Origin of the sequence: Seonamhaeicola sp. (assembly GCF_028281565.1) — a bacterium.
Classification (GTDB): Bacteria; Bacteroidota; Bacteroidia; order Flavobacteriales; family Flavobacteriaceae; genus Seonamhaeicola.
Genome location: NZ_JANQJQ010000009.1, coordinates 70,882 through 85,459 on the forward strand (window position 1 = coordinate 70,882; position 14,578 = coordinate 85,459).

At 37.6% G+C, this 14,578-nt stretch carries 9 protein-coding genes; 4 read left to right on the plus strand and 5 right to left on the minus strand.

Annotated elements, in window-relative coordinates:
* Window positions 1-68 precede the first annotated feature (68 nt).
* Window positions 69-1,223, plus strand: a complete 1,155-nt coding sequence (locus tag Q0983_RS03650) for a DNA polymerase III subunit delta' (RefSeq protein WP_299549095.1) — start codon at window positions 69-71, stop codon at window positions 1,221-1,223.
* A gap of 82 nt (window positions 1,224-1,305) precedes the next feature.
* Here Q0983_RS03650 and Q0983_RS03655 read toward each other — a convergent pair whose 3' ends face one another.
* On the minus strand, window positions 1,306-2,694 hold the full coding sequence (locus Q0983_RS03655; protein ID WP_299548887.1) for a hypothetical protein: 1,389 nt from the start codon (window positions 2,692-2,694) through the stop codon (window positions 1,306-1,308).
* A gap of 401 nt (window positions 2,695-3,095) precedes the next feature.
* Between Q0983_RS03655 and Q0983_RS03660 the strand changes: the two genes are divergently transcribed.
* Both Q0983_RS03660 and Q0983_RS03665 read left to right on the plus strand, forming a co-directional pair.
* Complete coding sequence (locus Q0983_RS03660) at window positions 3,096-4,874, plus strand: arylsulfatase (RefSeq protein ID WP_299548890.1); 1,779 nt, start codon at window positions 3,096-3,098, stop codon at window positions 4,872-4,874.
* A 23-nt stretch (window positions 4,875-4,897) separates the two neighbouring features.
* On the plus strand, window positions 4,898-6,181 hold the full coding sequence (locus tag Q0983_RS03665; RefSeq protein WP_299548893.1) for a family 43 glycosylhydrolase: 1,284 nt from the start codon (window positions 4,898-4,900) through the stop codon (window positions 6,179-6,181).
* 131 nt (window positions 6,182-6,312) lie between these two features.
* On the opposite strand, the gene Q0983_RS03670 is transcribed toward Q0983_RS03665, so the two are convergent.
* On the minus strand, window positions 6,313-9,297 hold the full coding sequence (locus Q0983_RS03670; protein WP_299548896.1) for a ThuA domain-containing protein: 2,985 nt from the start codon (window positions 9,295-9,297) through the stop codon (window positions 6,313-6,315).
* Between the two features lie 414 nt (window positions 9,298-9,711).
* Here Q0983_RS03670 and Q0983_RS03675 point away from each other — a divergent pair, with 414 nt between their 5' ends.
* Window positions 9,712-10,638, plus strand: a complete 927-nt coding sequence (locus Q0983_RS03675; RefSeq protein WP_299548899.1) for a diacylglycerol kinase family protein — start codon at window positions 9,712-9,714, stop codon at window positions 10,636-10,638.
* On the opposite strand, the gene Q0983_RS03680 is transcribed toward Q0983_RS03675, so the two are convergent.
* From Q0983_RS03680 to Q0983_RS03690, 3 genes are read right to left on the minus strand one after another with little or no spacing between them, the layout of a single operon-like run.
* Window positions 10,635-13,019, minus strand: a complete 2,385-nt coding sequence (locus Q0983_RS03680) for a TonB-dependent receptor (protein WP_299548902.1) — start codon at window positions 13,017-13,019, stop codon at window positions 10,635-10,637. The two genes, Q0983_RS03675 and Q0983_RS03680, sit on opposite strands and share 4 nt — an antisense overlap.
* A gap of 24 nt (window positions 13,020-13,043) precedes the next feature.
* Window positions 13,044-13,970, minus strand: coding sequence for a FecR family protein (locus Q0983_RS03685; protein ID WP_299548904.1), 927 nt, complete (start codon window positions 13,968-13,970; stop codon window positions 13,044-13,046).
* Between the two features lie 54 nt (window positions 13,971-14,024).
* Window positions 14,025-14,525 (minus strand): RNA polymerase sigma factor, encoded by a 501-nt coding sequence (locus tag Q0983_RS03690; protein ID WP_366140989.1) that lies wholly within the window; start codon window positions 14,523-14,525, stop codon window positions 14,025-14,027.
* Window positions 14,526-14,578 lie beyond the last annotated feature (53 nt).

The window sequence follows — 14,578 nt, forward strand, 5'->3', positions numbered from 1 at the left end:
CTAATGTTAAAGCTGCTTTATAGACCGTTAAGCTTCAAAAGCTGAAAAAAAATATGTACGTTTGTCCAATGCTATTCTCTGAGATTTTAGGGCAGGAACACATTAAAAACCACCTCACCCAAAGTGTTGATAACGGTAGAATTCCACACGCACAACTTTTTGTTGGAAAAGAAGGCTGTGGCACCTTACCAATGGCTTTAGCCTATGCACAGTATCTTTTATGCAACTACGTTAACGGTGAAAATAACAGCGGTAATGAAGCTTGTAACCTGAAGTTTCAAAACCTGTCCCATCCCGATTTACATTTTGCATTTCCGGTAACAACCACGGATAAAGCTAAAAGTCACCCGGTTTCCAGTCATTACCTTGAAGAATGGCGTCAATTATTAAAAGAACAACCTTATGGGAACCTGTTTGATTGGTATAAGCTACTTGGCGTTGATAACAAACAAGGTCAGATTGGCGTTGACGAAGCACAGGATATTGTAAAAGCATTATCCTTAAAATCGTATGAAGGCGGTTATAAAGTGATGATTATTTGGATGGCGGAAAAAATGAATATCGCCTGTGCCAATAAATTATTAAAGCTTATTGAGGAGCCACCAAATAAAACCATTTTTATTCTTATTGCTGAAGACGAAGAGCAAATAATAAATACTATTAGGTCACGCTGTCAAATTTTGCATTTTCCTCCTTTAGCCGAAGACGTGATAAAGCAAGCGCTTATCAAAAATTATAATTTAGATATGGCTGTTGCTACCAAAATTGCCCATCAATCAAACGGGAATTACAACAAAGCCTGTGATTTGGTTTATCAGGATTCCGAAGATCTGCAGTTTGAAGAATGGTTCATTTTTTGGGTTCGAAGTGCTTTTAAAGCCAAAGGTAACAAAGCGGCTATTCACGATTTAATTTCCTGGAGTGAAAACATAGCCAAAACCGGGCGGGAAACACAAAAACAGTTCCTGAATTTTTGTTTGGATTTTTTCAGACAAGCCTTACTGCTTAACTATAATGCAACCGATTTAGTTTTTCTGGAGCCAAAAACTGAAAAATTCAAACTGGAAAATTTTGCGCCTTTTATACACGGCAATAACATTATGGATATTAGTAATGAGTTGCAAGACGCCATTTATCATATTGAACGCAACGGAAATTCTAAAATTATCCTGACTGATCTATCTATTAAGCTTACGCGATTATTGCATAAAAAGGTTGAATAGCTATTAAGTATTTTAGAGGTTCCATTCTTAAAAACATCCTTTTTAATAAATCTAAGCTATTTAGCTCTTTGTGCCAGACCTTTTAAAGATTAGCAATATAATTTTCAAGCTTTGCGGAGCGGTCTAACCCAATCTTTTTTCTAATACGCGACCTTGAAATGTGCACACTGTGAGGTTCTATATTTAAGATTCTTGCCATTTCTTTGGTACCAAAATTCAATTTAATTAAAGCACAGTGCTTACGTTCGGTCACACTTAAATCAGGGTGTTGATCTTTAAGCTTTTCGTAAAATTGACTGTTAACCTCTGTAAATCGTAAATTAAAAGAATCCCATAGATCTTTAGAGCCTTTTGTGTACTTATAACTCATAGCTTTATATGACGAAGGAGATTCCTCCTTAAGGACTTGTAAAAGTTCGTCTATATCCTTTTCCTTATCGATTAATTGCAAAGCGTAAGAGGTGAGTTCTTTACTTTTAGATTCTATTTGAGCTTTGCTCTGTTCCTCTTTCACTTTGGCTTGTAACTCGGTTTCTTTTTTATCAAGTAAGGTACGTTTTAACTTCAAACGCATACGGTAAACCACTGAAAGTGCGACTATCAAAAAAACCGTTAGCCCCAATATTATTTTTAAGCGAAATTGAACCAACTCATTTTCTGCAATTAGCAATTCCTGTTCAGCTAATTGCTCGTTTTTTTGTGATAGTGATTTTAAATAACCATCCTTGATTTCAAAAAGTTCACCGTTAGTTATATTTCTAAGTTGTAACATACTATCGGCAACCTTCCTGGACTGTTCCAAATAGTTGTACGCCCTGACATACTGCTGTTTTTTATTATAAACCTGAGATAATTTACGAAGAATATCAGGCATTAAATCGCTTCTGTAATTTTTCGCTCTAATCAATCTAAGCCCTTTATTATAATAGAAAGCGGCACTATCCAGTTCATTAGTTGCCGTTTTGAGCTCCCCTAAATACATACTGATGTTGGTCCTGTAATGAACCGGTTTATTATCGGTGTTTTTACTTGCCGAATGCAAAAGTCTTTCCGCCTCGTTAAGGACTCCCAATCGCAGCATGATATACCCACGCTCAGCATCAATAAAAGGCATTTCAACCTGTTTATTTTCTACCACCGTTTCGTTAACCAAACAAGAGTCTAAATGTTTAAGGGCAATTTTGTAGTTTTCCAATTTACGCTCTTTAACGGCCAAATTCATATAACTGGCAATTAATTGATCTACATCTTCCTCATTTTCAAAATATATATCCTTGGAAATACCAAGCGCTTCATTAAAATGATAAAATACTTCATCATTCATACTAAAAATGTCATAAAGCCTTCCTAGTCTAATGTGTAATTTAGCCGTTTCTTCATTGAGCTCAGCATTTTTTGATAAATAAAGCCCTTCCCAGGAATGATCAAAAGATAAACTATACTTCCCCTTTAAAAGTTGGATCTCTGCCATATTCATAAGGCATTTTACAACTAATGATGTATCTTTCTGTTGACTAAAATAATTATGACTTTTCTTTAAAACCCCATAAGACCTATTGGGGTATAACTTATGTTGTTTAATAGCTCGATCTAACTGGTTTGTATAATATGAAGTTGAGTCAGGTATAACCTGAATAACAGATGCATGTGAGAAACCATATGCAAATAAAAAAATTACTATTATTCTTAATAATCTATTTAGCAATAGTTTAGTGTCTTTAGTTTTAACCGGTTTACAAAACTATTTAATTCCTTTCAGTATAAGAAGCAATATATCAAAAATTAGTCTTTATATAATTTTTGTATAGTGACACCGTTTGATGGCATATTCCCATTTCAGTAACTTTGAAAAGTTCTAAACTAAGCTATAAGATGCTCAAATATTCTTTGTTAATCCTTGCGTTTTCATGTTTTTTAAGTCATTCTATTAACGCTCAAAAACAGGATAGACCCAACGTCATCCTGATCCTTACAGACGATCAGGGTATTGGTGATATTGGTTGTCACGGCAATCCGTGGATACAGACGCCTCACCTGGATAAGTTTTATAAACAATCTGTTAGGATGACTGATTTTCATGTAAGTTCGGTTTGTACACCAACCCGAAGTGCGATAATGACAGGGCGTTATCCAATTAACAACGGTGCCTGGGCAACATACAAAGGCAGGGATGCCCTGTCTGGTGATGCCATGACTATGGCGGATATTTTTAAGGCGAATGGCTATGTGACCGGAATGTTTGGAAAGTGGCATTTAGGCGATAATTATCCTGTAAGGCCTACAGATAGTGGATTTGATGTGGCCATTCACCATAAATCAGGTGGTGTAGGTGAACTGTCCGATTATTGGGGAAACACCTATTTTGATGATATTTATTTTGTAAATAATAAACCTCAACAATTCAAAGGTTACTGCACCGATATTTGGTTTGAAGAAACCATGAAGTTTATTGAGGCCAACAAAAACAAACCATTTTTTGTATATCTACCCACAAATGCGCCTCACGGTCCTCATTATGTAGAAGAAAAATATGCCAACCCATACAAACCATTGGTTGGAACCGAGATCATGAATGCCGAATTCTACGGAATGATCACCAACATTGATCAAAACTTCGGGAAACTGGAAGCCTATCTGAAAAAATCGAAATTGGCTGATAACACGATCGTAATATTCATGACAGATAATGGGACGCATCATGGTTATAGCGCCGATGGCAAATTAGGTCACAACCACGGGTTTAGAGGAAGGAAAGGTGGTAAACAGGAAGGTAGTCATCGTGTGCCGTTTTTTATCCGTTGGAAAGATGGTAAAATTTCGGGAGGCAAGGACATTCATGTGGAAACCGCCCATGTAGACCTGATCCCTACTTTAACTTCGCTTTGCGGAATCGATATTCCGAAGACAAAAAAATTAGACGGAATTGATTTTTCGGGCTTGCTGACTAGAAAACAAAGAAAACTTGAAGACAGGACCATATTCGTACATAACCGTCAGGATTGGCGGCCGCCAACCGATATTGATAAAACCTGTATCATTAAAGACAACTGGCGCCTTATTGATGGTAAGGAGTTATACGATATAGAGAAAGACCGTATGCAACAAAATGACCTGTCTGCACAATTCCCTGAGGTTGTAAAAGAATTATTGGTGTACAATACACAATTTTTAAAAATCACCAAAACCAATCCGGAATACTATGAATTACCGGTGAGTATAGCAGGCAATGAAAAGCAAAAAGAAATCACCTTAACCATTCAACACGCCATTGGAGAAAGTGCCGGTATTTGGAAAGCAGAACATGTTGCTGTAGGAAAGAAAAGCTTGAACAACACCCACGCCATTGAAATTGAAAAAGAAGGGCTTTACCAAATTGAATGTAGACGGTGGCCTAAAGAATGCCCTGGTACCATTTGGGGAATTCCTGAGAAAAACCCAAAAAACTTCTACACTTATGAGACAATCAAACCTCAAAAAGTGCGGATAAGCATAGCCAATCAAATCCATGAAAAGGCTATTAAAAATGAAGATGAAGCTGTTGTTTTTACTGTAAATCTTCCTAAAGGGAAAACCTTGTTGGTAAATGATTTTATTAATGGTAAAGAGACGTACGGGGTTTACTATACTTATATCAAACCTGTTTTAAACTAAAGAAAACGCTTTTAAAACTATATATGAAACTCGCTATTTACTTAATAACTGTACTAGTGCTTTTGGCTTGTAAGCAAAAATCCTCTGAAGAAATAATTCAAACAAAGGAACAAGGAGGTTTCCCATTTGTTCTTCCAGATGAAAAACCTAACCGACAAATGAGTGCCGCTATGGAACGCATTTATACAGATTATGCAGCGCCTCAGCCACAAAACAATGAGCTTTTCAGTCAGTTTAAATACACAGAACTAAAAGGGTTTGATTATAACAATTTTGATGGTACTATCTCACGTAGAGATCCGTCAAAAGTGTTATTTCACAATGGAAAATACTATATCTGGTATACCTACAGAAACACGCCAACACCTCCACAAGGCGCCAAAAAAAGTAATGATACCATTCCGTCTTCGGATTGGGATTTAGCCGATATCTGGTATGCCACCTCAACCGATGGCTTTAATTGGGAAGAACAGGGAGTTGCCATAAAACGTCCGAAAAAACCAATAGTAGGCTGGCGCTCGGTAACGACTACCGATATTTTAGAATGGGAAGGTAAATTCTATTTGTATTACCAAGGGTTTATGGAAGCCAGTGGTAAACGTGGAGACGATTGTCCGGTAGCAGTATCTTATGCCGATTCTCCTGAAGGCCCCTGGACACCGTACAACAAAATTGTGATTCCTAACGGAGCAGAAGGCGAATGGGACCAATATTCCATTCATGACCCATATCCACTTGTTCATGATGGTAAAGTTTATATTTATTATAAATCAGATTTTGGAGAAAGACCGGATTTGGTTAGAATGCAAGGTCTGGCCATTGCGGATAACCCACTAGGACCGTTTAAAAAACATCCTTTGAACCCATTGATCACATCAGGCCATGAAACCTCTTTATTTCCTTTTAAAGAAGGTGTAGCGGCTTTAGTTTACAAAGACGGACCGGAACATAATACTATTCAGTATGCAAAAGACTGGGTGAATTTTGAAATTGCTTCTATCACAGAATTGATGCCTTATGCCGCGGCGCCTTATGTGCCGGATGCCTTTACAAATACTACCGACGGCCGCGGTATTACCTGGGGAACAGCTCATTTTATTAATGCGAATAGTAACTGGAGTAAATTCTGCTCCAAACTTGTACGATTTGATTGTGATTTAAGCTTAGATGTGCACGACCCGGAAATGAAAGAACACCGTGTGGTTCATAAACCGGATGTTTATTATCGTCAAGGTTTAAGCAAGGAACAAAAGGAGCGTATTGCAAAGGAAAATGAAGCTTTAATTGGGAATTCAAACAATGAATAACCATTTATCATTTTAGGTGAGTTACTCATTGGTAATCTCAAATATGCTGCTCATATAATATTAGTTTCAATATGAAAACAAAGACTAATATTTAAAGGGTATGGCTTTATTATTTTTTAACGGTTTATTATTTATTCGGTTTTATCTACCTCGACTTTTGGAGCTTTAAAAACAATTTGAGCACTTGCGGAAAGGGAAGAGTTTGGCACAGCCTGATTGCCATCATCCAGATAAGATGCCATTAACACATATTTTCCACTGCTATTATCCTTAAGATGATCCTTAAACTCAACTATACCGGATAGTGGCAATAGTTGTTCATTATGGTTCTCATCCGCGTTTAAGGATAGGATATAATCAATAATTTTTCCTATTTCCTCAATTTCAAGTTGTGGATGGGCAGACATCGGGGATTCTCCCCATACTCCTGAGCCTCCTTTAACAACCCTGTCAATAAGGTAATCCTTATCTTCTTTAGTATACCTTTGAGCAATCTCGGTGTAGCTAGGACCATTTACTTTTTCCGTGGCAGCATGACATGCTTTACAATCGGTTTCATCTATGATTTTCTTTCCTTCGGGAACCACATTTTGTTGATGTCCCAAAGTGGCTTTTATCATGTCTTCCCCTTCCGGAATGTAACTGAATGTTACTTTGACCTTGTCTGAAGCAATAGACCCGCTTTCGGAATCACCATCTTCCGTATCAGTAACCACAACTTTGTAGGCCACTTTTTTATCACCGGTGTATATAGAATCCTTGGGTTGGGTCCGGATCTCAAGCTTAGGAGCATCATTTCCGACCAATAATTTGGTATCAGCTATCCCCGTGTTTCCCAATTCATCGGTAACCTTAAGCTGAATTGTATAGGCGCCGGCTTTTGTAAATGTGTATTCAAGGTCAGCCTCTGTAGATTTTACATTGGAATCATCGGCAAAGGACCATTCATATTTTAATTTATCACCATCATAGTCTATGGATGATGCGCCTGAGAATCTTACCGTAAGAGGAAGGGCGCCAATTTCCTTATCAGAAATTATTTTGGCAATCGGGTTCCGATTCCCGGCTATATAGGATATTTTACTCAAACGGGCATCCAGATTCCTGGTATTCCATTTTTGTCCGTACTCCAGCATATACATGTTCCCGTCAGAGCCAAAGATCATATCCATAGGATGGGAAAATTCGGTATTGGGCATAAAGGGCTCCGCTTTTACATAGTTTTGATCTTGATCCAAAGTGACTATATAAATCCAATCCCGCATCCATTCATACACAAAAAGTTTATTTTCAAAATACTCAGGGAACACACCTTCCCGAACATTGGGGAATTCCGAGGAATGGAAGACCATTCCTGCCATAGGATTTACACCACCTTCACCCAGCCACGGAAATGCTTCAGAGCGGTCATAAGAGTACCAAATAAACGACTCCCGGGCAGGAGGTAGTTCTTTAAGTCCGGTATTGTTAGGTGAATCATTGATCAAATGATCAGGATTAAATTTTGGCCCTGATTGTTTCTTTGCAAAGTCATAATCATTGTATTGCTGATTGTTTCCTCTCGTATAGGGCCATCCCCAAAACCCGGCTTTTCTGGCCTGATTAAATTCTCCCATACCTTTTGGGCCACGGTCTGAGTTGTCATTTCCGGAATCCGGGCCTACATCTCCCCAATACACAAATCCTGTTTTGGGATCGATTGAAAACCTAAAGGGGTTACGGCATCCCATTACATAAATTTCGGGCCTGGTATCAGGAGTTCCTACGGGAAAGAGATTGCCATCGGGAATAGAATAGGTACCGTCATCTTCAGGTGTTATCCGGAGGATTTTTCCTCTTAGATCATTTGTGTTGGCAGCAGATCTTTGGGCGTCCCAGAGTTCTCGGCCCTCTTGTTCATCAATAGGTGCAAATCCCTGAGACTCAAAAGGGTTGGTATTGTCACCTATGGCGATAAACAAATTACCTTGGGGCCCAAACTCCAAAGCACCGCCACTATGGCAACACTCTCGAAGTACCGGGATCTTAATTAATATTTTTTCCGAATCCAGGTCCAACTTATCATCTTTAAGGGTAAACCTGGATATACGTTGTTCCCGCTTGTCAGAAGCTGAATAAAAAAGATAAATCCAATGATTCTTTTCATAATCTGGATCTACTGCCAATCCAAGAAGTCCATCCTCGTTCCCGTAAAATAAATCCAATTTGGAAATTTCCCTAGTATTGGAAGTTTTAAAATCATAGAGTTTGAGACGCCCCCTTCTTTCAATAAATAAAATCCCTTTTCCGGGTAATTCGGCCAACTCCATGGGTTCATCCAGATTAAAATCCAGGACGTTTTTAATAAACCTGTTTTCCGGGGGTACCCGGTGAGATTTTGCCATTGTGTAGTCTAGCAAGCCATCTCCCATGGCATACTGCAAACCCGCCAAAAGGTGATTTAGGAACGTCGAATCCGTATAGGTGTCATTTGTATGTCCCATAGCTGTATAAAATGACCTGCCACCATCAAACTCATGATACCATGAGATCGGGTGGTGCTCACCATTCTCACCTCCGTTATAGGAACTTTCATCTATTTCTATCAATACCTTAATGTCTGGATTGATACTTTTGAAGTTATACCATTCATCTTCTTTTAACCAAACACTATCCAGTTTTTCGGTACTCATATGACCTTTATCCACAATGCGAAGTTTAGCAGATTGAACTGCCGGATGCCCATTGAAATACGCACCAACCAACTTATTATACCAGGGCCAATCATGTTCTGTATCAGTAGCTGCATGTACCCCAACAAATCCACCTCCTGCCTGGATGTAGCGCTCAAAATCCGCCTGCTGAACGGCATCTAAAATATCACCTGAGGTATTAAGAAAAACAACGGCATCATAATTTTTTAATGAATCTTCAACCATATAGGCCATATTTTCTGTAGCCTTTACCTTAAAATCGTTTTCTATTCCCAATTTCTTTAAGGCTGCTATTCCAGGCTTTATGGATTCGTGTCTAAAACCGGCTGTTTTACTCAGCACTAATATTTCTTTTTCTTTTTTTCCACAGGAAATTGCGGTTATGAGCACAAGAAGTACTCCCAAATACCTTGTTACATTCATACTGTTAACATTCAGAATTTGATTAGCTCTTTTAACTAAACAGATTATCCAAAATTTAATTGCATCGTTCAATAGACATTTTTTTAGCAATAATGCGTTCAAGTACGCCATGGTTATTCAAGCATCTTATCCTTAGGTATTATATTAGTACCCGAAGCGGCTATCAAGGATTTTCTAACAAAGCGCCTTCAATCAGTGATTTCTTTTTTTGCCGTACATCTAAATTTCCTTCAATTCATTGACTTTAAAGCACAAATAAATACGCTTAAGCATAAAAAAAGGGGTATTAAACAGGGTAATGCATTTAAAAAATCTATTTTTTCAAAAGAAACTTGATCGATTTTCATACAGAATTTTCATTTGTAAAACTTCCACTAATAAAAATTCATACATTTAAAACACTAAATATATACTTTGGAAGATGCTTCAAAAAAATGGTTTGTTATCGTTAATCCTACTTCAGGTAATGGCAAAGCAAAACGCAAATGGCCAAACATTGAGCGTTTACTAAAACAGCATCAATTTGATTTCGAGTTTGCTTTTACCCAATATGAAAAGCACAGTGTTTACCTGGTCCAAAAAGCCATTCGGGATCAATTTAAGCACATCATTTGTGTTGGCAGCGACGGTACTTTGCATAATACCGTTAATGGTATTATGGCCCAAAAACTTGTTTCGAGTCAGGTAATTCAAGTTGGTGTTATTCCTATTGGAACGGGTAACGATTGGGTGAAAACCTATAATATTCCCAATACAATGGAGTCTGCCATAGAGATCATCAAAAAAGGCCATATAGCCTCTCAGGATATTGGGAAAATTGAATTCGAAAATGATCACCGGGAGCCTATTTACTTTAATAATTTAGCCGGTGTGGGTTTTGACGGTTATGTGGTAAGCCGGGTGGAGACATATAAAAAATGGGGCGCCTTAGCTTATTTGATCGGAGCACTTTCGGGAATGTTTTCTTTTAGAAATTTCAACACTAGATTACATGTAAATTCAAAAGTCATATCTGGTAAAACATTGATGATTTTAATAGGTATATGTCAATATTCAGGCGGTGGTATGCAACTTACGCACACGCCCAATCCCTCAGACGGCTTATTCGATATTAGTTATGTAGGTAACCTCAATAAATTGGAGATCATCAAAAACCTTCCCAAACTATTCAATGGTACTATCACGAACTATAAAAAGGTTAAAATCTTTAAGGCGGCATCTGTACGTATTGAGTTAACTGGTAAAAGTCAACCTTTAATTCAAGCCGATGGTGAATTAACAGGTACGGGGAACTTTAAAGTATCTGTCATTCCCCGGGCATTTTCATTTTATACCTCTTAAAATTCTACTCTAAACACAAGGTTAGGCGTTATCCCCAATGATGCTCTGGCAGTTTCCTGCAAAAAAGATGGCGTATTCGGATCTGAAGATACGCGCACTTTATAGACCCTGCTTAAAACATTCTCCCTATTATACAGGTTAAGTATGGACAATCCTAATTTTCCCTTCCAGGTCTCTTTTTTAGAAAAATTAAATGTATAGGTAGTTGAAAAGTCCAACCTATGGTAATTGGGTAAACGTGCATTATTTATCTTATCGTAGATAATGGTAGTATCATCATTTTCAAAACCTAGTGCCTCTGTATAGGGTATCCCGGTTCTAAAGCGCCAACCCAGAGAAAGATCAAACCTGTTTAACTTATAAGAATGCATCCAGTATAGCTGATGCGCTATATGAAAATTCCCCGGAAATGTTTGCCCGTCATTAATAGCATCGAACTTAAAATCCTTTTTTGCTGTGGTATAACTTAACCAGGTCCTATAATTACCTGATTTTTTTTTGATTAGAACATCTAAACCTGAAATATCGCTTTCACCTTCAGAATAGTTCGAGTCCGAATTTTCAAACCCGCGGGCTAATGACGATAATCCTTTTGTTTTTCTAAGATAAAGGTCCGCATCTATGTTCCACCCGTTTTTTGTAAAATTAATCCCAAAAGACCATGTACTGCTTCTTTGTAAGGGAAGAAAATCATCCTGAGCCAGCGCCCAAATCTGATTTTCCAAGCCAAAATCCAAAGTATTAAACTCTAATATCTGGCTCACATTCTGATGTCTTTTTTCAAATGCTATCCGGGTCTTAAAATCACTATTCAAATATATTTGAGTTGAGATCCTTGGCTCTAAGTAAAAGGTCTTTAATACCGATACGTAATCCCCTCTAAGACCGGCATTTAGTTGCCACTTTTCGTTTTTTTTATGTTCATAATCGAAATAGAAAGCATTTGTTGTATTGGTGCTATTATCGGTTTCTAAAAAATTGCTGTCAGCGATAAAATTACTGTCAAATCCCAAGATATAATCTACCCGGGTTTCTGAGAGCTGATAGCCAACCGATAATGTTTGGTTTGTATTAATGTTCCAATTGGTTTGAACTGAAACACCTTTATCCTGAATGGTATTCTCCTTATCCGTAAGATCAAAAAGGTCATCCGGGAATTCATTGGTGCCTCTATAATCTAAATTAAACTCAGAATAATATGCCTGTACCTGGTGTGAAAGCGATTTGCCGTAGCTGTGGTTCCAGGAGGCACTAATGCCCTTGTTCTCTATTTCTAATTTGTCATTCGATGTTTCTTCAAATTCCTCAATTAAAAAACTATAATCCAATGCATTTTTGGTAGCTAGGCTGCTAACAACAATTTTATCGTTATCCGAGGGTTTAAAAATGGCCTTTAGTGTAATATCCGAAAAACGAAAGTAGTCGTTAGTTATGATAAAATCATCATCATCAAAAATCTTATTGCCTTCTGTAATTTTGGTGTTTTGAAAAACCCGGTCCGATAGATTTTCAAACGTAAACGTGTTGATCGCATCGGTATACGAGCGTCTAACCGAAGCTATTAAGGCAAAATTATCTGTAACCGGTGTTTTTATAAAGGCATCTGCATGCGTCATATTAAAACCAAAACCTCCTTGAGTATTCCCGGGAATTTTATCTACCGATTCAATGGCTATAATACTGGAAATGCGATTGCCGTATCTGGCATTGGCTCCAATGGTGGATAGCCTTACGTTACTTGTTATATAAGGATTAAATGCTGAGATCATTCCAAAAAAATGTCCGGAGTGATACATTTTTATACCATCCCATAATATCAGGTTCTGGTCTGGTGTACCACCCCTGATAAACAGCCCCGATGCGGTTTCGGTAGGGTTTTGCACTCCGGGAATTAATTGTAAGGTTTCCAAAACATCCGCTTCCGTAAGCCCTGGTAATATGCCCAGCTTTTGTGGTGATATGCTTATGGCTCCGTCTGCCTTCCTACTTATTCCTGAAGTAAGGTACTCTGTTATAACAACTTCGTCTAACTGTTGCGTTGTGTAAAATTCCGGTTCTGATCGCGCCTTTATAAGGTAATAGCGTTCTGTGATTTTATGAAATTCTAAATCTACCTGTTGTGTAATTTCAAATAAAATAGTTTCTAATGTGGCTGCCGCTTTTTTAAAGGAAATGGTTTGGTTATGGATCAACTCCGAACTATACGAAAATTTAACCCGGAACTTGTCTTCTACGTCTGAAAGTACATCAGCAATAGGCTCACGGTCATAATACACTGAAAGTGTTTCCTGGGCGTTAACAACCGAAACCCAAAGAAAAAAAGCAAAGAAAACAAATCTGGATACCACTACTATTATTGAATCTTTTGTTATGTATAACAATAATAATCAAAAAAAGTTGCCCATTTATTTGTCCTTAAGCAAAATTGTATTGTTCCCTGTTGTTGTATATGTAATATCTAACGGTTCAAAAACGGTTTTCAGGGCCAGGTTTAGGTCGTTATGGGTAAAACTTCCTGTAAATCGTCTTTCCAAATCAACACCCGAAACATCGATCTTCACTTTGTATTGATTTTCCAGAGCTATTATAACCTGCTTTAAAGGGGTATTGATAAAGCTGCTTTCTCCTGTTTGAATCCAGGAGGGTGTCACTTCATTAAAAACCCATGTTTCACCCTTATTTTCAACTATTCTAATAGCTTTCCCGGATTCTAACAGTACTTCAATATCATTGTCCGGATTCAATACCCTGACCCGACCTTCATAACACCGGACTTCAAAATAATTTTGCCTGGAAATTACATTGAACTCCGTCCCCAAGACTTCAACCGTTCCCTGGTTTGAACTTACTTTAAACGAGGTGCCCTTTTCAACATCAAAAAATGCTTCACCCTGAAACCTTACTATTCTATGCTCTTCCCAATGTTTAGCTTTAAATTCCAGTGAAGAATTTGCGTTTAAATTTACTTTGGAGTGATCAGGTAATGTCACTACTAATTGTTCTCCATAAGAGGTTTTAAAGTGAGTGGACCTGTTATTCATAAAGAACAAAATACCAAGCGTAACTACCAGGACCGCTGCAGTACTATAAACCCAGTTAGGTACCAACTTAACAACCTTTGTTGTTTTCTTTTTTGCATCTATATTCTCTAATAACTCAGAAAAAGCAGCCTCTTTATCATAGGACGGGGATTTAAGCTGCTGAGCCTTATCATTAATTCTCTTAAATGTTTTGTAATCCCCGGATGCTTTAAATGCCTCCAGCTCTTCCGGGGTTAACTCTCCGGAAATCCATCTGGCTAAAAATGTATCATCAGTGTATTGTTTTTTCATCGTCCCCTTTCGTTTTATAATAAAACAAATAAGTGTTGTTCAACCCTACTTTTATTAAACATTTCCTATTTTTTTTCTTAATGTAACAAGTGCCAGGCTCATACGTTTTTCCACAGCTTTAACAGTAATTCCTATTATTTCGGAAATTTCAGAGTACTTTTTTTTGTCAACCCTGCTCAATAAAAACACCTCTCGCTGCCTATACGGTAAGCTTGCTATGGCTTCATTTAATTTTTCCTCAAACTCTTTCTCTTCCAATAAAAATTCAGGATCTATCGTGGTGCTTTCTTTTACATTGCTTTTCTGATATTCCAAGACCACTTTTTGGTGTGCTACCTCATTTAAAAACGCATTATTTGCTACGGTGAACAAATACGACCTAACTTTCTTATAAAGAACCTTAGCACAATTTTTCCATAGTTTAATAAAGGTATCCTGAACTATATCTTCTGCCTGCTGCAAGTCACCACATTTGTAGTATATAAAATTTCGCAAGGTTTCAGAATACGTATGGAAAATCGCTTTGTAAGTTTCTTTCTCGCAAACAGATTTCATTGTCATTTGTTAGATGGGTCTTTTTCCAAAACTAAATAAAAATTAAATAAAAA

Bases quoted from the DNA above. Each gene is read 5' to 3' on its own strand.
- Q0983_RS03650 (WP_299549095.1), top strand. From the start codon at position 69: ATGCTATTCTCTGAGATTTTAGGGCAGGAACACATTAAAAACCACCTC.
- Q0983_RS03655 (WP_299548887.1), bottom strand. From the start codon at position 2,694: ATGGCAGAGATCCAACTTTTAAAGGGGAAGTATAGTTTATCTTTTGAT.
- Q0983_RS03660 (WP_299548890.1), top strand. From the start codon at position 3,096: ATGCTCAAATATTCTTTGTTAATCCTTGCGTTTTCATGTTTTTTAAGT.
- Q0983_RS03665 (WP_299548893.1), top strand. From the start codon at position 4,898: ATGAAACTCGCTATTTACTTAATAACTGTACTAGTGCTTTTGGCTTGT.
- Q0983_RS03670 (WP_299548896.1), bottom strand. From the start codon at position 9,297: ATGAATGTAACAAGGTATTTGGGAGTACTTCTTGTGCTCATAACCGCA.
- Q0983_RS03685 (WP_299548904.1), bottom strand. From the start codon at position 13,970: ATGAAAAAACAATACACTGATGATACATTTTTAGCCAGATGGATTTCC.
- Q0983_RS03690 (WP_366140989.1), bottom strand. From the start codon at position 14,525: ATGAAATCTGTTTGCGAGAAAGAAACTTACAAAGCGATTTTCCATACG.